General features: G+C 66.3%; 15 protein-coding genes and 1 pseudogene. 10 read left to right on the top strand and 6 right to left on the bottom strand.

Annotated elements, in window-relative coordinates; all coding sequences use genetic code 11:
- A pseudogene (locus OIU93_RS12280) lies at positions 1-138 on the top strand (IS982 family transposase); the annotation flags it as partial.
- Between the two features lie 20 nt (positions 139-158).
- Here the strand turns inward: OIU93_RS12280 and OIU93_RS12285 are convergent.
- The gene (locus OIU93_RS12285; RefSeq protein ID WP_264270370.1) at positions 159-1,034 is read right to left on the bottom strand and encodes an aminodeoxychorismate lyase; all 876 of its coding nucleotides are present in this window, start codon (positions 1,032-1,034) and stop codon (positions 159-161) included.
- A gap of 100 nt (positions 1,035-1,134) precedes the next feature.
- On the opposite strand from OIU93_RS12285, the gene cls reads away from it, so the two are divergent.
- On the top strand, positions 1,135-2,625 hold the full coding sequence (gene cls, locus OIU93_RS12290; RefSeq protein ID WP_264270371.1) for a cardiolipin synthase: 1,491 nt from the start codon (positions 1,135-1,137) through the stop codon (positions 2,623-2,625).
- 35 nt (positions 2,626-2,660) lie between these two features.
- On the opposite strand, the gene OIU93_RS12295 is transcribed toward cls, so the two are convergent.
- From OIU93_RS12295 to OIU93_RS12315, 5 genes are all read right to left on the bottom strand, one after another.
- Entirely contained in the window at positions 2,661-4,703 is a 2,043-nt protein-coding gene (locus OIU93_RS12295; protein WP_264270372.1) for a chorismate-binding protein, read from the bottom strand.
- Positions 4,693-5,202 carry a low molecular weight protein-tyrosine-phosphatase gene (locus OIU93_RS12300; RefSeq protein WP_264270373.1) on the bottom strand — a complete coding sequence of 170 codons (510 nt, stop codon included), beginning with the start codon at positions 5,200-5,202 and terminating at the stop codon, positions 4,693-4,695. Before OIU93_RS12300 ends, OIU93_RS12295 begins: the two co-directional genes overlap by 11 nt.
- 120 nt (positions 5,203-5,322) lie before the next feature.
- Positions 5,323-5,943, bottom strand: coding sequence for a LysE family transporter (locus tag OIU93_RS12305; protein ID WP_264270374.1), 621 nt, complete (start codon positions 5,941-5,943; stop codon positions 5,323-5,325).
- 50 nt (positions 5,944-5,993) lie between these two features.
- Positions 5,994-7,484: a glycoside hydrolase family 1 protein gene (locus OIU93_RS12310; RefSeq protein ID WP_264270375.1), complete on the bottom strand. Its 1,491-nt coding sequence runs from the start codon at positions 7,482-7,484 to the stop codon at positions 5,994-5,996.
- A 174-nt stretch (positions 7,485-7,658) separates the two neighbouring features.
- Positions 7,659-8,123: a MarR family winged helix-turn-helix transcriptional regulator gene (locus tag OIU93_RS12315; protein WP_264270376.1), complete on the bottom strand. Its 465-nt coding sequence runs from the start codon at positions 8,121-8,123 to the stop codon at positions 7,659-7,661.
- 110 nt (positions 8,124-8,233) lie between these two features.
- Here OIU93_RS12315 and OIU93_RS12320 point away from each other — a divergent pair, with 110 nt between their 5' ends.
- The 8 genes from OIU93_RS12320 to OIU93_RS12355 all read left to right on the top strand — a co-directional run bounded on the left by OIU93_RS12320 (position 8,234) and on the right by OIU93_RS12355 (position 18,610).
- Entirely contained in the window at positions 8,234-10,378 is a 2,145-nt protein-coding gene (locus tag OIU93_RS12320) for an efflux RND transporter permease subunit (protein WP_264270377.1), read from the top strand.
- 258 nt (positions 10,379-10,636) lie between these two features.
- The gene (locus tag OIU93_RS12325; RefSeq protein ID WP_264270378.1) at positions 10,637-12,439 is read left to right on the top strand and encodes a DEAD/DEAH box helicase; all 1,803 of its coding nucleotides are present in this window, start codon (positions 10,637-10,639) and stop codon (positions 12,437-12,439) included.
- A gap of 301 nt (positions 12,440-12,740) precedes the next feature.
- Entirely contained in the window at positions 12,741-13,214 is a 474-nt protein-coding gene (locus OIU93_RS12330) for a hypothetical protein (RefSeq protein WP_264270379.1), read from the top strand.
- Between the two features lie 343 nt (positions 13,215-13,557).
- Positions 13,558-15,411 (top strand): molecular chaperone DnaK, encoded by a 1,854-nt coding sequence (dnaK, locus tag OIU93_RS12335; RefSeq protein ID WP_264270380.1) that lies wholly within the window; start codon positions 13,558-13,560, stop codon positions 15,409-15,411.
- Positions 15,412-15,426: 15 nt separating this feature from the next.
- Positions 15,427-15,987: a nucleotide exchange factor GrpE gene (locus OIU93_RS12340; protein ID WP_264270381.1), complete on the top strand. Its 561-nt coding sequence runs from the start codon at positions 15,427-15,429 to the stop codon at positions 15,985-15,987.
- Between the two features lie 190 nt (positions 15,988-16,177).
- Positions 16,178-17,143: a DnaJ C-terminal domain-containing protein gene (locus OIU93_RS12345; protein ID WP_264270382.1), complete on the top strand. Its 966-nt coding sequence runs from the start codon at positions 16,178-16,180 to the stop codon at positions 17,141-17,143.
- 97 nt (positions 17,144-17,240) lie between these two features.
- Positions 17,241-17,681, top strand: coding sequence for a heat shock protein transcriptional repressor HspR (locus OIU93_RS12350; protein ID WP_264270383.1), 441 nt, complete (start codon positions 17,241-17,243; stop codon positions 17,679-17,681).
- Complete coding sequence (locus OIU93_RS12355) at positions 17,678-18,610, top strand: alpha/beta hydrolase family protein (RefSeq protein ID WP_264270384.1); 933 nt, start codon at positions 17,678-17,680, stop codon at positions 18,608-18,610. Before OIU93_RS12350 ends, OIU93_RS12355 begins: the two co-directional genes overlap by 4 nt.
- Positions 18,611-18,619: the final 9 nt, after the last annotated feature.

Here is an 18,619-nt window from a genome sequence, read left to right on the forward strand (position 1 = left end):
GAACACCACGGCGCCAGAACCCTCGAAGGTCTCTACGCACGCGTCGCGTCAAAGCTCCTGGCCCTCGCGGCAGGAATCTGGCACAACTGGAAAACCAACGCACCCCGCAAACGCTCCCTCACCGCCTACGACCACTGAAATGATTAGGACTTAATCATCTAGGCGATGGCGTCGACCATCGCGGTGAGCTCGGCGTGCAGCCCGGCGTCGCGGTCAATGGCTGTGCCGTCGATGGAGTTCACCGGGGTCAGCAGCCGCACGCTGGAGACCAGCCAGAGGCCTTCGGCAGCCAACAGGTCCTGCGGGGTCAGCGGCCCGTAGCCCAGTTCCCACCCGGCTTCCCGCGCGGCGGCAAAGATGGCGCCCTGGGTCGTACCGGGAAGGATGCCGGTTTCCAGGGTCGGGGTGATCAGCCGCTTGGTGTCCCCGTCACGGTTCGCCATGAGCACCGTGGACGTCGGGCCCTCCAGGACGATTCCGTCGCTGGAAACGAAGATGACATCATCGGCGCCCAGCTTCCTGGCATGGCGCAACGCTGCCATGTTCACCGCGTAGGACAGCGTCTTGGCGCCCATCAGCAGCCACGGGGCGCGCTCGGCGACCCGCGAGTCGTAGCCGCGATCCAGGAAGATCACCGAGACCCCGCTCTCGCGCTGCTTTCGTCCCAGCTCCGGGGCGGGGGAGACCATGACCCAGGACGTGCCGTGCCCGGTGCCCTCGGTGCCGCGGGTGGCCACGAGCTTCACGACGGCTTCCTCGCTGGGGGACTCGGCATCGTATGCTGCCACGGCCGTCTTGATCGCCGTGCGCCAGTCCTCCTCGTGCGGGATCAACAAGTCGCACGTCGAGGCCGAGACGCGCATCCGTGCCAGGTGGGCGTCGAGCTTGCGCACGACCCCGCGGGAGTACAACGCGGATTCGAAGATCCCGTCCCCGCGCGTCACTCCCTGGTCGAGGACCGAGAGCTGTGCGGTTGCGGCATCGGCGATGCGGCCGGCGGGAAAATCGCTGTCAAGGAACACAAGTGCAGTCATGGCTACCAGATTACCGCCGCGAAAGTGGTTCTCCGGTGTGCGCCGTGCGGGCGGTAGTCTGGGGTATGGCCGGCAATCCGGCTCTGGCAAGGAGGGATCCATGGACGCAGGCAACGACGCACTGGAGATTGGTGCAGCCCTGTGGTCGATCGCCGTGGGCATCGAGCTCACCATCCGCATCACCATGGTGGGAATCGTTCCGGGCAACCGTCGCCCGACCACCGCGATGGCGTGGCTCCTGGCCATCTTCTTCCTGCCCGTGGCGGGCCTGCTGCTCTACCTGCTTTTTGCCAACATCAAGCTGTCGCGGCGCCGCATCGAACGCCAGCGCCGCGTCAACGCGTCGATCCTCGAAGCCACCCAGCACCTGAGCGGGGACACATCGGCGCCCGATGCCCCGGACTGGGTGCTCTCTGCGGTCCAGCTGAACCGGAGGCTGGGCGCGCTGCCGCTGCAGGCCGGCAACGCGGTGGAGTTCATCACCGGCTACAAGGAATCCCTGGATGAAATGCGCCGGGAAATCGACAGGGCCCGGCGCTACGTGCACGTGCAGTTCTACATCATCGGCGACGACGAGCAGTATGTCGCCCCGTTCCTGGAGGCCCTGGAACGGGCGGTGGCGCGCGGGGTCAAGGTGAGGGTGCTCTTTGACCACCTGGGCTCATTGCGCGTCAGAGGCTACTTTTCCCTGGTGCGGCGGATGAGCGCCGCGGGCATCAAGTGGCGGCGGATGCTTCCGCTGGCGCCCTTCCAGCGCAGGTGGCGGCGCCCGGACCTGCGCAACCACCGCAAGATCGTGGTGGTGGACGGCCAGGTGGCCTTCACTGGCAGCCAAAACCTCATCGAGCCCGGATACAAGCGCAGCAGCGCGCACAAGCTCGGGCGGGAATGGGTCGAGCTCATGGCCAAGATCCGCGGCCCGCTGGTGACCAGCCTGGACGTGGTCTTCGCGACGGACTGGTCCCAGGAATCCGACGAAGACCTGCTCAACGACCTGGCGGTGGTGGAAGAGGCGATGACCGAGGCGCCGAACGCCGGGGAGGACCTGGGGCAGGTGGTGCCCAGCGGACCGGGTTTCGAGTCGGAAAACAACCTGCGGCTGTTCAACACGCTGATCTATTCGGCCACCGAGCGCCTCTCCATCACCAGCCCCTACTTCGTCCCCGACGATTCGCTGCTCTATGCCATCACCACCGCCGCCCAGCGAGGGGTGGCGGTGGAACTCTTCGTTTGCGAGAAGGGCGACCAGGCCCTCGTGCAGCACGCGCAGCAGTCCTACTACGAGGCCCTGCTGCGGGCAGGGGTGCGGATCTACCTCTACAAGGCCCCCGCGGTCCTGCATTCAAAGTGCATGGCGGTGGACAACGACGTGGTGGTCATGGGGTCCTCCAACATGGACATGCGTTCCTTCTCGCTGAACCTTGAGATCACCCTGATGCTCCTGGGCGCGGACCTGGTCGGTGAGCTGATGAAGGTTCAGGACATCTACCGGGCCAACTCGACCGAGCTCACCCTTGGGACGTGGAGCCGGCGCACCCCGGTGAACCGGTGGATCGACAACGTGGCACGGCTTTCAGCCACCCTGCAATAAGCCCGGCGCCGCCGAAGGAGGGCGCGGGGGGCCGTTCAAGGTCCCGGAAATACGCTGCCCAGCGCGGAAAGGACGCCGAAGGCCTTGGTCCTGACCTCGTCCCATTCCTCCTGCGGCGACGAATCGGCGGTGATGGCACCGCCCACGCCCAAGGACAGGTTCCAGGTGCCGGGGGCAGCGGCGCTGCCCATGACCAGGGTGCGGATGACGACCGACAGGTCGGCGGCGCCGGTGGCGGAAAAATACCCCACGGCCCCGGAGTACAGCCCGCGGGCCCTGCCGTCCTCGAGCACATCCAGGATCTCCATGGTGGAGACTTTTGGCGCACCGGTCATGGAACCGGCGGGGAACGCCGCGGCAATGGCCTCGGCGCGCGGGGCACCGGGACGCAACCTGGCGTCAATGGTGGAGACCATCTGGTGGACGCTCGCATAGCTTTCAATGGCGCACAGCCGCGGCACCGAGAGGGTGCGGGGATCGGCGAAATGCGACAGGTCGTTGCGCAACAGGTCCACGATCATGATGTTTTCGGCGCGGTCCTTGGGAGAGCTTTCCAGCTCCCGGACCAGTGCCAGGTCTGCCTCGGGCGAGTCACCGCGCGGCCTGGTGCCCTTGATGGGTTCGGCGCGCATCCAGCCATCGGAACCGATCGACATGAAACGCTCGGGAGAGGTGCTGGCCGCTGCCATGTCGCCAAAGCGCAGGTAGTGCGCGAAAGGCGCGGGGTTCGCAGCACGCAGCCGCAGGTAGTTCTCCCACGGGTCGCAGGGCACCGCCTCCGCGCGCAGGGACGTGGTCAGGCAGACCTCGTAGCTGTTGCCCAGGCGGATCTGTTCCTGTGCGGCACGGACCTTTTCCAAGTAGGCGGGGCGGTCGTCATGCGAGGTGAACGCGGGTGCCGGGACCAGCGGCGCGGGCACGGCGGCGGTGGTCGGCAGCTGTGGCAGCAGCTCCCGGACGCGGCCGAAGAAGCCCTCGGCGTCAGCGGCAGCGGTGGACAGCAGGTGCACCGTGGAGGTTTGGTGGTCAACGACTACTACTTGGGAGGGCCTGATCATGGCGGCATCCGCCGGCCCAGAGGGTACCTGCGCGTCCACCCGGATGTCGCTGCCACCGGTTTCCCGCTTGAGTTCGTACCCCAGGTAGCCCAGCCAGCCGGGAACAAACGGAATCTCGCCTTGCGCCGGCAGGAAGCCGGCGGCATCCCAGCTGCGGGCGAGCCAGTCGAAGAAGCCGCCCGCGAGCCTGGCCGTGGCGGTGCCCTCGCGCAAGATCCCCACCGCGCCGCGGTGTTCATAGACCGCGCAGTGATCGGTGGTGGCAGCGGCCATGATGGAGTAGCGGTTGCGTTGGCGCGGGTCCGCGAAGCCCAGGTTGCTGGATTCGAGCAGGACCGCGTGCCCGGCTTCGGCGTAGAGTGCTTCGAAGAGTGCGGCTGCGTCGGGAGCCGCCTGCAGTGCGGTGTGCACCGGTGCCTGGGCCGCGGACTCGGTGCGTTCGGGGGAGAGTGCCGGGGCACACCGGGGCAAGGCCTTCAGCGCGCGCAGCACGTGCTCGGGGGCGCTTCCGTCCGCCCGGTTCTCCACGGTGACATCGGCGTTCTCGGGGACCGCATCGGCGGCGAGATACGCCTCTTCCTGGGCTGCCCAATGGTCCCAATGCTCGGCAAAGACCGCACCGTCGCGTTCCAGCGCCCTGACCTTGCGCGTGGCATCGGGAACCTGGACCCAGATCACTGCATCGAGCAGTTCGCGGGCGGCGGCACAGCCGGCACCCACGCCCTCGATGATCACGACGGGTGCGGGGGAGAGCGTGGAGCGCGGACCGGGGGTGCTTGCCGCCCAGTCCCAGCTGTTCCAGGCCGCGGCCTCGCCGCGCGACAGGGGTGCAAGGACCTGGGTGACATAGTCGTGGGTGCCGGCTTCCAGGCCGTCCCATCCGGGGTAGATGTCCTCGAGGTGGAAGAGTGCTACCTCTCGGTGGCGGCGCAGCGCGGTGGCAAGTTCCGCGGCAAGCGTGCTCTTTCCCGCGCCCGATCTTCCATCGATGCCAAGGACCAGTACGGGGCTAGTTGCCACGTTGGGGCATGATGTGTGCGCGCACGTAGTCCAGAACGCCCGGGATGGCGGCGTTGACCATTTGCCAGCACAGGCGGAAGTCCGCCGAGTCGCCAAACCACGGATCATAAATGCCCTGGCCTTCGACCGGGGCCGAGGCCAGGGTCGTGTCGAAGGAGCGCATCATGCGCAAGTCGGGCCGGGGCACCGAGGAATCGGTAGGCAGCATCTTTGCCAGCGTCGCAAGGTGATCCTGGTCCATGGCCAGCAGCAAGTCGACACCGGTGATCATGGCGGGGTCCAGCACCCGTGCCACGTGCTCTTCGGCGTTGATGCCGTGGGACTGCAGGATGGCGGCGGCCCGCGGGTCGATCGCGTTCCCCACCTCGCCGTCGCTGGTGCCGGCGGACTCGACCGAGACGTCGACGATTCCCGCATCGCCAAGCGCGGTGCGAATCATGTACTCGGCCATGGGGGAGCGGCAGATGTTGCCCGTGGACACTGTGATTATCCGGAACATGGTTTTAGTCTAGGGCCCTGAAGCACCTCGTGACAGGACCAAACACGGTTCGCCGCGATGGTTATCGGATTGTGGCCTTGGCTGGGCCTTCCGAGGGGCCCGGCGCGGGGTTGCAGCGACTCAGTGGATGAAGACCAGCAGGGCTGCGACGAAGATGAAGAGCGTGCCGAAGACCAGATTCAGGATCCGCTGGCCACGCTCGGTGGCCGTGAAGCGGCTGAAGCTCTTGGCCGAGGCTGCGAAGAACAGCCACATCACCATGATGTCCACCGCCACGATGGTGCCGATGAAGACCAGGTACTGTGGCAGCGCGGGGGCATCGAGGCGAATGAACTGCGGTGTGAAGGCCAGGAAGAACACGATGGCCTTGGGGTTGAGCAGGTTGACCCAGAGCCCGCGCCTGAACATCGAGAGTGCCGATTCCCGGCCCTTGACGTCAAGCTCCGCCGCATCCTGCGGCTTGGCCAGGATCAGCCGCACGCCCAGGTACACCAGATAGGCGGCCCCGGCGTAGCGGATGGCGGTGAAGGCTGCCGGGGAACGGGAGACCAGTAGCCCGACTCCGGCAGCGACCACGACCACGTGCACCAGCAGCGCCGCCTGCTGGCCCAGGATTCCCCACATGGAACGGCTGAACCCGGAGTTCAGCGAGTTGGTCATGGTGTTGATGGCCCCGGCGCCCGGGGTGAAACTGATCAGCGTCGAGGCGCCAAGAAGCGAAAGCCACAGGGAAAGAGTCACCGCTCAAGTTTAGGGCAGCTCCCCGACCCTCCCGTACCCGCGGCCAGCCGCTACCGGCGCGCCGGCAGACGGTGCGATGCCGCAACCTGCGCGTACCACTTGGCCGAGGCCTTGGGGATGCGGGCCTGGGTGTCATAGTCGACTCGCACGATCCCGAAGCGCTTGTCGTACCCGAAGGACCACTCGAAATTGTCCATGAGCGACCACACCAGATACCCGCGCACGTCCGCGCCCTGCTCCATGGCCCGGTGCGTGGCGCGCAGGTGCGCGTCGATGAAGGACAGTCGGTCCCCGGAATCATCGACAAAGCCCGATTCGTCGGCCACGTCGTCATAGGCGGCACCGTTCTCCGTGATCACCATGGGGATGCCGGCCGGGCCGGTGTAGTGCTCCTGCAAGCGCAGCAGCAGGCGCTCCAGTCCCTCGGGTTGGACCTCCCAGCCCATGGCCGTGCGTGGCAGGTCCCGCCAGGCGCGCCCCACCCGTTCGCTGCCCACTATCGGGGAGCGGCGGGGCAGGCCGCGATCCGAGGCGAACACCAGGGACTCATCGGGTGCTGGCGGCGTCGTGGGCCCGGCCACCAGCTCGCCGTTGTAGTAGTTCACGCCCAGCACGTCGATGGGAGCGGCGATGACCTCCAGGTCGTTGCCGCGGATGTGGCGTTCAAGTCCGGCCTCGGCCATGTCCTCGAGCACATCCGTCGGGTATTGGCCGCGGAAAATTGGATCGAGGAAGATGCGGTTGAAGGCGCCGTCGATGCGCCGTGCGGCATCGACGTCGACCGCATCGGCGGGGTTGGCCGGATCAGCCACGGTGAAGTTGAGCGTGATCCCCAGCCGGTGGTCCTTGTCCGCCACTTCCCGCATGGCGCCGGTGGCCAGCCCGTGCCCCAGCAGCAGATGGTGCGCCGCTGCCACCGCCTCTTCCGGGTTCGTGTGCCCGGGGGCGTGCTCGCCGCCTGCATAGGAAAGGAAGGAAGAACACCACGGCTCGTTCAGCGTGGTCCAGTCGGTGACACGGTCCTTCAGGTGCTCGAACACTTCAAGCGCGTAGTCGGCAAAGCGGTAGGCGGTGTCGCGGTTGGCCCAGCCGCCGCGCTCCTGCAGCGCCTGCGGCAGGTCCCAGTGGTAGAGCGTGAGCCACGGGGCGATCCCGCGGCCCAGCAGTTCATCGACCAAACGCGAGTAGAAGTCCAGCCCCTTGGGGTTCAGGGTCCGGTCCCCGGGCTTGATCCGCGCCCACGAGGTGGAGAACCTGTAGGTGTCCAGTCCGAGCTCGGCCATGAGCGCCACGTCCTGCGGCATCCGGTGGTAGTGGTCCGCGGCAACGGATCCGTCGTGCCCCTCGAAGACGGCGCCGGGCACCCGGCAAAACGCATCCCAAATGGAATCCTCGCGGCCCTCCTCATGGGCGGCGCCCTCGATCTGGAAGGCCGCAGTGGCGGAGCCGAAGCGGAATCCGGGCGGAAACTCAAGGGTGCGCGTGGAATCGAGTCCGGCGGCAAGCGGGTGGGGCGTGCCGGTGGTGGGGAGTTCGGTCATGGCGGGGAGTGGTCCTCAACGATCATGAACGCACCAGCGTTCGGCCGACAGTTGCCACGAGCCTAGTGCGAATCGCCGCCGCGGGCCAGAGGCGGCGGGCAAGGCCGGGGGAGGAGCCCTTCCCGGAACGTGAGCCCGTGCCGCGCTCGCAGGGACGCGGCCCGGCGAGCACGGCTAGGGGTGCTCCGCGTCGTTCCGTGCCCTGTCCACGCCGGCCGCCGCGTCGGCCATGAAGCGGGAAACCAGCTTCACTTCCTCGTCGGTGTAGGTGGAAATGACCTCCATCATGCGCGCCGCCAGGGGCGCAAACATGGCACGCCCGTCGGCCTGCGCCTTCGGGGTCATCTTGATGCGGACCACGCGGCGGTCCTTGTCGATGCGCAGGCGCTCTATGTGGCCAACGCGCTCGAGGCGATCCAGCATGGCGCTGGTGGCCGGTGAGCTCAGTTGCAGGGTCCGCGAGAGGTCGCCCGGGGTCGGAGGGTTTCCCGCACGTTCGAAGCGCATGATGACGGCCAGGGCGTTCATGTCCGTGCGGTGGGTCTTGTGCCGGGTCCCGGTCGATTCGACGTAACGGTCCGATGCCTGACCGAACTGCTGAAGTAGCAGGACGAGCTCGAAGGCGGCGGCGGGATCCATGCGGACCATTCTATGCCGGAACTTGAAATAGTTCCATGATGGAAATACTCTTTGATGGAGACGTAGCGGGATGTGGGCGCAAAGCCGCCCGAACAACGAGGGGTTGGATCATGGGCAATCACGTCATGGGGGCCGGGAGTGGCCCTGGCCAGCGGGTAGTGAATCGCCGGCCCGGAACGGGCAAGGCGGTCTTCCGCGCGGTGCTGGCCGTCGTGCTGGTGGCGCTGTGGCTGGGCATCGCGGGCGTGGGCGGGCCGACCTTCGGCAAACTCGGCGAGGTGCAGACCAATGACCAGGCGGCTTTCCTGCCGGCCACTGCCGAGGCGACCCGCGCCCTTGAGTGGCAGGCGAAGTTCCGCACTTCCGACGCCATCCCGGCGGTGGTGGTGATTGCGGGGGAATCGGCCATAGACCAAGAGGAAATCAAGGCCCTGACGGCATCGCTGAAGGACCTGGACGGACTGGACGGCGAGATTGTCGGTCCCTTCGCCTCCGAGGACGGACTTGCCGCCCAGTTGCTCGTTCCGCTGGATGGCAGTGGCGAGGTCGAGGATGCCGTAGAGACGCTACGGGCCGAGCTGGGCGAGCGGGTCCCCGCTGGCACCCGTGCCTATGTCACCGGGCCGGCCGGCTTCAGCGCCGATCTCGTTGAGGCCTTCGGCGGGATCGACGGCGTCCTGCTGGGCGTGGCGCTCGGCGCGGTCTTCCTGATCCTGCTGCTGGTCTACCGCTCTGTCCTGTTGCCCCTCACGGTGCTCTTCACCGCCGTCGCCGCGCTCTGCGCAGCCATCTTGGCGGTGTACTTCATGGCCAAGGAAGGCTGGATCCGGTTGGACGGGCAAAGCCAGGGCATCCTCTCGATACTCGTCATCGGTGCGGCGACAGACTATTCCCTGCTGTTCGTGGCCAGGCACAAGGAAGCGCTGTCCGGCGGGAAGGATCGCTGGGAAGCGGTGGCGACTGCGTGGAAGCGATCCGCGGAACCGATCCTGGCCTCCGGCGGCACCGTGACCGCGGGCCTGCTGTGCCTGCTCTTCTCGGACCTCAATTCCAACAAGGCGTTGGGCCCCATTGGGGCCAGCGGCATCGTTTTCTCCATCATCGCGGCCCTGACCTTCCTGCCCGCCGCCTTGGCACTGCTGGGCAGGAAGGCCTACTGGCCCTTCATGCCCAAGCCGGAGGCCCGGCTGGCCCCCGAGGAGTTGCCCGCGGGCCTGTGGGGACGCGTCGCCGGTTTTGTCGGCCGCCATCCCCGACCCATCTGGGTGCTGACCGCGCTGGTGCTGGCCGCCGGGGCGCTGGGCATGACGCAGTTGAAGGCCTCGGGTGTGCCGCAGAGCGAACTGGTCCTGGGCCAGACCGATTCCCGCGACGGGCAAATCGTGCTGGGCGAACATTTCCCGGGTGGCACCGGGAGCCCCTTGTTTGCCATAGTCGATGAATCCAAGGCGAACGAGTCGCTGGCCTCGGTGCAGGACGCCGACGGGGTGGCCTCGGCCTATCTCCAGGCAGCCGACGGCGGGCCGGCGTTGGCCCAGGCAGGCAGGGAGCCACAGCTGGTCGAGGGACGCAGCCTGATATCCATCACCCTGAACGACGCGGCGGATTCCGATGCGGCCAAGTCCACGCTGATCGACCTGCGCAACCTGCTCCACCAGGTGGATGCCGGCTCGTTGGTCGGCGGAACCACCGCAACCCTGGCCGACACCGCCACGACCGCCCAAGCGGACCTGATCAAGATCATTCCGCTGATTCTCGGTGCCATCCTGGTGATCCTGATGTTGCTGCTGAGATCGATCCTGGCCCCGGTGCTGTTGGTGGCAACCACCTTGCTCTCCTACGGCACGGCCATGGGCGTCTCTGCATGGGTGTTCAACGGCCTCTTCAACTTCGCCGGAGCCGATCCGTCGGTTCCGCTCTTCGGCTTTGTGTTCCTGGTGGCGCTGGGAGTTGACTACAACATCTTCCTGATGACCCGGGTCAGGGAGGAATCCCTGGTCCACGGGACGCGTTCGGGGGTCCTGCGCGGGCTGGCGGTCACCGGAGGGGTGATCACCTCCGCGGGCGTCGTGCTGGCCGCGACCTTCGCCGCCCTGGGCATCATCCCCATCATGTTCCTGGTCCAGCTCGGATTCATCGTGGCCTTCGGCGTCCTGCTCGACACCTTGGTCGTTCGGTCGCTGCTGGTTCCGGCGCTGGTCCGCGACATCGGCCCCAAGGTCTGGTGGCCGAGCAAGCTCGGAAGCACAAGGTAACGGATCTCTCGTTCGGCGACGGGCCGGGTACTGATAGGCTGGTTACTTGTAGATCGGTAAGGTGCAAGCACTCTGCTTGCCATCCGAGGGTCTATGCGTCGACAGACTGGATTTCCCGACCCGCCGCATGCTCCGTCTCCCCTTGCGGGAGCCGCTCGCGGCCGGTCGATGTGCGCCTAGCGCCATCTTGGTTCTCTCTTTTCTTCGGCGACCACGCGCGCCGAAACCGTCGTGCGAAGCTTTGAGAGAAAGTACCACGTGAGTCCTTCATTCACTTCCCTTGGCGTGCCCGCAACCTTTGCCGACGTCCTCGCGGCGCAGGGAATCGAAACCGCATTCCCCATCCAGGAAGCCACCCTTCCCACCACCCTGAACGGCGGCGACGTGCTCGGCCGCGGTCAGACCGGCTCGGGCAAGACCCTGGCCTTCTCCCTCCCTGTGGTTGCCCGACTGGCAGCCAACCCCAAGCCGCGCAAGGCCCGCTTCCCGCGAGCCCTGATCATGGCACCGACCCGCGAACTGGCCACCCAGATCGCCAAGGTCGTTGAGCCGTTGGCCAAGGCCGTGGACCTGCGCGTTGCCGTCGTCTTCGGTGGCGTCTCACAGCTGCGCCAGGAAAAAGACCTGAACGCCGGCGTTGACATCCTCATCGCCTGCCCCGGACGCCTCGAGGACCTGCTCAAGCAGCGCGTCGCCGACCTTTCCCGCGTGGAAATTTCCGTGCTGGACGAGGCCGACCACATGGCCGACCTCGGCTTCCTTCCGGTCGTCAAGCGCATCCTGGACCAGGCCCCGCGCGGCATCCAGCACATGCTCTTCTCCGCCACCTTGGACAACGGCGTGGACAAGCTGGTCCAGCGCTACCTCGAGAACCCGACCGTGCACTCGGTCGACGCCCCGACCGCCGCCGTGAACACCATGGAGCACCACGTGTTCCTGGTCTCCAACGACGACAAGAAGGAACTGGTCCGCACCCTGGCCTCGGGTTCAGGTCGCCGCATCATGTTCATGCGCACCAAGCACCACGCCAAGAAGATGGCCGTGTGGCTGTCCAAGTGCGGCATCCCGACCGTTGACCTGCACGGCAACCTGAGCCAAAACGCCCGCGACCGCAACCTCGCCGCCTTCTCGGCCGGGGACGCCCGCGTGCTGGTGGCCACCGACGTCGCCGCCCGCGGCGTGCACGTCGACGGCGTCGAGCTCGTAGTCCACATTGACCCGCCGGCAGAGCACAAGGCCTACCTGCACCGCTCGGGCCGCACCGCCCGCGCCGGTTCGGATGGAACCGTTGTCACCATCGCCACCCCGGACCAGCAGGGCGACGTGAAGTCGCTGCTCAAGGCCGCAGGCCTCAAGGTTCCGATGGTCAAGGTCACCCCGAACTCCCAGGTTGTTTCCGACGTCGTCGGTGAGCGTGCCGAGACCGTTGCCTATGTCGCACCGCAGCTGCGCAGCACCGCCACCGTCCGCAAGGACACCCTGAACGACTCCGACGCAGCAGGCGGCCGCGGCCGTCGCCGCGGCGGTCGCGGCACCGCGAAGAGCGCCGGTGGCGAAGGCCAGCGCCGCGAGGAAAACCGCGGCGAGCGTCGCCCCGAGAGCCGTGGCGGCAACGCCCCGGCCGGACGCGGCGGAGAACGCCGCACCGAGAACCGCGGCGAGGGCCGTGGCTACGCTGCCGCCGGTGGCCGTGGCGGCAACGCCCCGGCCGGACGCGGAGGCGAACGCCGCACCGAGAACCGCGGCGAGGGCCGTGGCTACGCTGCTGCCGGTGGCCGTGGCGGCGAGCGCCGCACCGACAACCGCTCCGACCGCCGTGTCGACGTGCGCCAGGACGATCGCGACGTGGCCCGTCGCGGCGCCGTCCCGAACCGCGGCTCGGCAGCCGCACGCAACAACGCCGGCCAGCGCCAGGGTTCCGGCGCCGGTTCCCGCCCGCGCGGCGGCAACACCATCGCCGACGCGCTAGGCGCGTCCAAGGTGGAAGCCGCAACCGGGGCAGGCCGTGGACGCGGTCCGCGCCGGGCCTCCTCGCCGGCCTCGAACGGCCGCAACTCCTAAGGCCTTTCCTGCCACCACGGGTGGTTGGGCTTGAGCCACCGGCTGGGTCCGGGTTCACAACGAAAGTTGCGAACCCGGACCCAGCCTTCGTTAAGGGGGAATGAAGGCCGTTTTTCGCCTTCATCCCTTTGGCTGAATGCGGCGGGTCCGGGCTAATGAGAGATCATCCTTTTGAGCATCGAGACCGGCAGGACGAACCAATAATCTAGAGGAAACAACGCGCGGCGGGAGAGCACCGAAACGCATCACCCGTTTCGCAATGAAGCCCGCATGGCGACCCCTGCGACATTTGGAGAAGGCCTTGATTGAATCCCTGCAGCAGTTCACGTCCAGTTTCCCTCCTGCGCTGCAGTGGCTCGCCGTGATGCTGGTGGCAGCCGTTCCCTTCATTGAGTCCTACTTCGGCGCGGCACTCGGCGTTGTCATAGGCATCAACCCGGTGATTGCGATTTTTGCCGCAGTCGTGGGCAATGTGGCCTCCATGCTGCTGCTGGTCAATGGCGCGCACTTCGTGCGCCGAAAGGTGGCCAAGGAGAAAGAAGCACCGTCACTGAAGTACGCCAGGCTGCGCGCGGCCTTCGAGAAGTACGGCATTGCCGGCGTCAGCCTGTTGGGGCAGACAATCCTGCCAAGCCAAATCACCTCGGCGGCACTGGTCTCCTTCGGCGCGGCCAAGGACAAGGTCATCTTCTGGCAAATCATTTCCATCATGCTCTGGGGGACCGCCTTCGGCCTGCTCGCCTACCTGGGCGTGGATCTGGTCCTGGGGAGCTAGCTGCCCGCCGGCCTCGACCGGGGCGGGAGGACAAGGTCTTACCGGGTCCAAATCCTTGCCTGGACCTGGTCCCGGCGGCACGCCCGGTCGGGCTGAGGCGGGCCCGGCCGGCCGATCTCTGTCAGCGAACGGCTCTCACAGAAAACTCTCAGTTCCCCGGAATTCCGGGGAATTTTTCTGTTCTTGGGGCGTCAAAACCCCTCTTGAACACAAAGTTGAGTGATAGTCACTCAACTTTGAATTGACATCATTTTGGTGACGGGTAAACTTGAGTGCAGAACGCTCAACCGATTCAAATCGGCTGGACGTTGGTTCATTTCCCCAAGGTAAGAAGGAGCATCCCATGTCTCGTGCCGTAGGTATTGACCTCGGAACCACCAACTCCGTTGTATCCGTCCTCGAAGGTGGCGAGCCCACCGTCATCGCCAACGCCGAAGGCAACCGCACCACTCCGTCGGTTGTTGCCTTCGCCAAGAGCGGCGAGGTCTTGGTTGGCGACATCGCCAAGCGCCAGGCCGTGAACAACATCGATCGCACCATTGCCTCGGTCAAGCGCCACATGGGCACCGACTGGAACGTCTCGATCGACGACAAGAAGTACACCGCGCAGGAAATCTCTGCACGTACGCTGATGAAGCTGAAGACCGACGCCGAGTCCTACCTGGGCGAAAAGGTCACCGACGCTGTCATCACCGTCCCGGCCTACTTCAACGACGCCGAGCGCCAGGCCACCAAGGAAGCCGGCGAGATCGCGGGCCTGAACGTCCTGCGCATCGTCAACGAGCCGACCGCAGCAGCACTGGCCTACGGCCTGGACAAGGGCAAGGAAGACGAGCTCATCCTGGTCTTCGACCTCGGCGGCGGAACCTTCGACGTCTCCCTGCTGGAAGTCGGCAAGGACGAAGACGACTTCTCCACCATCCAGGTGCGCGCCACCTCGGGCGACAACCGCCTCGGCGGCGATGACTGGGACCAGCGTGTCGTTGACTGGCTGCTGGCCCAGGCCAAGCAGAAGGGTGCCGACCTGTCCAAGGACAAGATCGCCCTGCAGCGCCTGAAGGAAGCAGCGGAGCAGGCCAAGAAGGAACTCTCCTCGGCCACCTCCACCAACATCTCCCTCCAGTACCTCTCGGTCACCGCCGACGGTCCGGTCCACCTGGACGAGCACCTGTCCCGCGCCAAGTTCCAGGAACTGACCAACGACCTGCTCGAGCGCACCCGCAAGCCGTTCAAGGACGTTATCGCCGAAGCCGGCGTGAAGGTCTCCGAGATCGCCCACGTGATCCTCGTTGGCGGCTCGACCCGCATGCCCGCAGTCGTTGACCTGGTCAAGGAGCTGGCCGGCAAGGACGCCAACAAGGGCGTGAACCCGGATGAGGTCGTCGCCGTTGGCGCCGCACTTCAGGCCGGCGTGCTGAAGGGCGAGCGCAAGGACGTTCTGCTCATCGACGTCACCCCGCTGTCCCTGGGCATCGAGACCAAGGGCGGTGTGATGACCAAGCTGATCGAGCGCAACACCGCGATCCCGACCAAGCGTTCGGAGACCTTCACGACCGCCGAGGACAACCAGCCTTCGGTTTCCATCCAGGTCTTCCAGGGCGAGCGCGAGTTCACCCGCGACAACAAGCCGCTGGGCACCTTCGAGCTGACCGGCATTGCGCCGGCACCGCGCGGCATCCCGCAGGTCGAGGTCACCTTCGACATCGACGCCAACGGCATCGTCCACGTCTCGGCCAAGGACAAGGGCACCGGAGTCGAGCAGTCGATGACCATCACCGGCGGCACCGCGCTGTCCAAGGACGACATCGAGCGCATGGTCCGCGAAGCCGAGGAGCACGCCTCCGAGGACAAGAGCCGCCGCGAGGCAGCCGAGACCCGCAACGCGGCCGAGCAGGCAGCCTACTCCGTTGACAAGCTCATCAAGGACAACGAGGACAAGTTGCCGGAAGAGGTCAAGACCGAGGTCCAGGCCGACGTCGACGCCTTGAAGGCAGCCCTTGAGAAGCAGGACAACGACGACGAGGTCAAGACCGCGTTCGAGAAGCTGCAGGCTTCGCAGACCAAGCTGGGCGAGGCCATCTACTCGCAGGCACAGAGCGAAGGCGCAGCAGCCGACGACGCCGAGGCACCGAACGCCGAGGAAGACATCGTTGACGCCGAGGTCATCGACGAAGACGACGAAAACGTCAAGAAGTAAAGGGGCGCATCGACCATGTCAGAGGAAAATCACGACGAGGCCACCTCACACGAAGAGGTCACTCCCGTTGACGAAGCCCATGACTCGGGCGACGCGTTGAGCCAGGCAGAAGCCATCCTCAATGAGGCCGGCGGCGAGGCCGGGGATCAAACCCCGGCCAGCGACAAGGAAGCCGAATTGCGCGAGGACCTGTTGCGCCTGCAGGCCGAATACGTCAACTACCGCAAGCGCGTAGAGCGCGACCGGGACGTGGCACGCGAAAACGCCGTGCAGTCGGTCTTTACCAACCTGCTGCCGGTACTCGACGACATCGACGCGGCTCGCCTGCACGGGGACCTGGTCGACGGGCCGTTCGCTTCGATCGCCAACAAGCTCGACGCGGTGCTCGAGGGCCTCGGCCTGGAGCGCATCGCCGAGGCCGGCGTGGCGTTCGACCCGAACGTCCACGAGGCACTGATCCAGCAGCCGAATGCGGAGATCTCGGCGGACCATGTGGCGCAGGTGCTTCGCCCCGGGTTCAAGAAGGGTGACCGCATCCTTCGCGCAGCCCAGGTGATCGTCTCCCTCGGGGAGTAGGCACCAACACGCGGCACCTGCAGCAATGCAGGTGCCGCACCCCCCACCAAGGTGCGGCGGCTCGCAATGGTTCCAGAGATGGAACCAGCGATCCGCCGCATACTTGGTGGATCCAACATCACGGATTTCTCCCTGCCACGATTGAGCGGCGGGTGAGCCACAAGGATTTTTACAGCAAAGGAGGCGCCCAGTGGCAAGCCAGGACTGGGTCGACAAGGATTTTTACACGATTCTTGGCGTCTCCAAGGACGCCAGCGACGCGGACATCAAAAAGGCATACCGGAAGATGGCGCGGAAATACCATCCGGACACCAACTCCGGGGATGCCGAGTCCGAACGAAGGTTCAAGGACATCACCGAGGCCCATTCGGTGCTTTCGGATCCCGAGGACCGCCAGCAGTACGACGCCATCCGTGCCATGGGCTCGGGGGCGCGATTCAGCGCAGGGGGCCACGGCGGGGCACCGGGCAACGGCGGCTTCGAGGATGTCTTCTCCAACCTCTTCAACAGCGGAGGCGGGGGCAGCCGACGCGGCGGCCAAGTCCCACCCGACTTTGCCGACCTCTTTGGCGGCGGCGGAGGGTTTGGCGGCTTCGGACAACAGGCACCTCGCAAGGGCGCCGACCGAACTGCAAGCACCACGATCTCCTTTGCCGGTTCCATGAAGGGAACCACCATCGGCCTGCGCGAGGCCAATGGCGAGGTCATCGACGTGCGGATTCCAGCCGGGATCAAGGACGGGCAATCGGTCCGAGTCCGCGGCAAGGGTTCGCCCGGCTCCGCCGGTGCCGGCGACCTGATCGTCAAGGTCAACGTCAAGCCGCACCCGGTCTTTATCCGCGAAGACAACAACATCCGGATCCACGTGCCGGTGACCTTCGACGAGGCCGCCCTGGGCGGGCAGATCGAGATTCCCACGCTGACCGGCGAGACCGTCAAGCTAAAGGTCCCGGCTGGCTCCTCGAATGGCCGCACCTTGCGCCTAAAGGGGCGCGGGGTGAACACCTCCAAGGTCACGGGCGACCTGCTGGTCACCCTGGATGTGGTGGTTCCGCAGAACCTTTCCAAGGAAGCCAAGGCGGCCGTCGAGGCCTTCGCCGAGGCCACCAAGGCGGAGAACCCACGCGAGAGCCTGCTCTCGCGTGCAATTCTCTAGTTATCGATCGCCCCGTGCCGCCCGACAGCGGCACGGGGCGCTTCGCAATGCCAGGAAATTGGCTACGGTGGATGACAATAATTGAAAGGCAGGGATCATGGGCAATGACAGACTAAGGCCGATCTTCGTCATTTCTGTGGCGGCCGACCTGGCCGACATGCACCCCCAGACGCTGCGCCAATACGACCGGCTGGGTCTGGTTTCGCCCTCCCGCCAAGGCGGCAAGCAGCGCAGGTACTCCGAACACGATGTGGACTTGCTGCGGGAAATCCAGCGGCTCTCCAAGGACGGGGTGTCCCTGGAGGGCATCAAGCGCATCATGGCCCTGGAAAACCAGGTTGCCGCACTGAGATCGAGGGTCGGTGAACTGAGCAACGAGGTCTTCGCCCTGCGCAGCGCCCGCCAGGCGTCCGGACTCGGACGCGTCTTTGCCGCCGGCAGCACCGGCGACGTGGTGTCGCTGGCACGGGGCCAACGGCCGCGCGGCCGCAGCCAAGCCGTGGTGGTGTGGAAGCCGCGGGGCAAGCAGCTTCCATGAACAGCAGCGATGATTCGCCACTGACTTCGGGTGAGAGCTATGCGCAGCTCTCCGCCGCTGCCCACGACCGGTTCGAGGCGTTGTGCGCGATCCGCGGCCGGCTGGGCACGTCCCATCGCCAGGGCCTGGACGGCACCGCCCATGCCTTGCGCCGAGGGTCCATGGACCCGGCCATTCCGTCCCGCCACCTGCTGTACCTTGATCTCTCCGCCAGGGAACCACTGGCGGCCGTCGCCGTGGGCGACCTGGACACCGCCACCCACGTCACCTTCCAGCTCTCGGGGACAGGGATCCGGGCACGCAACGCGTTGTGGGGCAGCGTGCGGGAGGCCGGACAGCTATACCTGGAACAACAAAAGGTAGGGGTCGCCGAACCCGCGGTCGTGGCCTGGCTGGGATATCGAACACCGAACCTAACCGGCGCACTGCTGAACACCGCGGCGCGGCGCGGGCTGCAACGGCTGGGCCAGGACCTGGCTACTTTCGTCCGGCTGCGTCCCGACAAGCCGCACATGGCGGTGGAGGCACACTCCTATGCGGCGACCCTTGCGGCACAGGTGCTGGACGCGGAATCCGGGCGCGGGCTTGGGGCCCAGGCGCTGGCCATGATCGGTTCGGCCGGGATTCCCCGGCACTTTTCGCGGGATCCGGGCCGCCTCAACGTGCCATCGGCCAACATCTACGAGGCGATCGCCGAGGGGGACTACCTGGCATGGCTGGGGCGCACCTTCTCGGGTCGCAAATTGCTTGCTGGCCATGAATTCAACGTCGGACCGAAGCCGGGGCTGGGGTTGCACGCGGCCCAGGGCCACAATACCTCCCAATTCCGGGACGACAAGCCGTCCTCGACGAGGGGTTATCGGGATCCCGACACGCTTTCGCTGCGGAACCTGGCGCTGATCACCACCGGACAGGCACCCCTGCCTTAAACACGGGAG

The sequence above is a fragment of the Paeniglutamicibacter sp. ZC-3 genome (genome assembly GCF_025847175.2).
Classification (GTDB): domain Bacteria; phylum Actinomycetota; class Actinomycetes; order Actinomycetales; family Micrococcaceae; genus Paeniglutamicibacter; species Paeniglutamicibacter sulfureus.

What these genes read in the sequence shown, in the direction of transcription:
- cls (WP_264270371.1), top strand. Translation starts at nt 1,135, where the DNA reads ATGGACGCAGGCAACGACGCACTGGAGATTGGTGCAGCCCTGTGGTCG.
- OIU93_RS12355 (WP_264270384.1), top strand. Translation starts at nt 17,678, where the DNA reads ATGAACAGCAGCGATGATTCGCCACTGACTTCGGGTGAGAGCTATGCG.
- OIU93_RS12315 (WP_264270376.1), bottom strand. Translation starts at nt 8,123, where the DNA reads ATGGATCCCGCCGCCGCCTTCGAGCTCGTCCTGCTACTTCAGCAGTTC.
- OIU93_RS12285 (WP_264270370.1), bottom strand. Translation starts at nt 1,034, where the DNA reads ATGACTGCACTTGTGTTCCTTGACAGCGATTTTCCCGCCGGCCGCATC.
- OIU93_RS12340 (WP_264270381.1), top strand. Translation starts at nt 15,427, where the DNA reads ATGTCAGAGGAAAATCACGACGAGGCCACCTCACACGAAGAGGTCACT.
- dnaK (WP_264270380.1), top strand. Translation starts at nt 13,558, where the DNA reads ATGTCTCGTGCCGTAGGTATTGACCTCGGAACCACCAACTCCGTTGTA.
- OIU93_RS12300 (WP_264270373.1), bottom strand. Translation starts at nt 5,202, where the DNA reads ATGTTCCGGATAATCACAGTGTCCACGGGCAACATCTGCCGCTCCCCC.
- OIU93_RS12310 (WP_264270375.1), bottom strand. Translation starts at nt 7,484, where the DNA reads ATGACCGAACTCCCCACCACCGGCACGCCCCACCCGCTTGCCGCCGGA.
- OIU93_RS12350 (WP_264270383.1), top strand. Translation starts at nt 17,241, where the DNA reads ATGGGCAATGACAGACTAAGGCCGATCTTCGTCATTTCTGTGGCGGCC.
- OIU93_RS12320 (WP_264270377.1), top strand. Translation starts at nt 8,234, where the DNA reads ATGGGCAATCACGTCATGGGGGCCGGGAGTGGCCCTGGCCAGCGGGTA.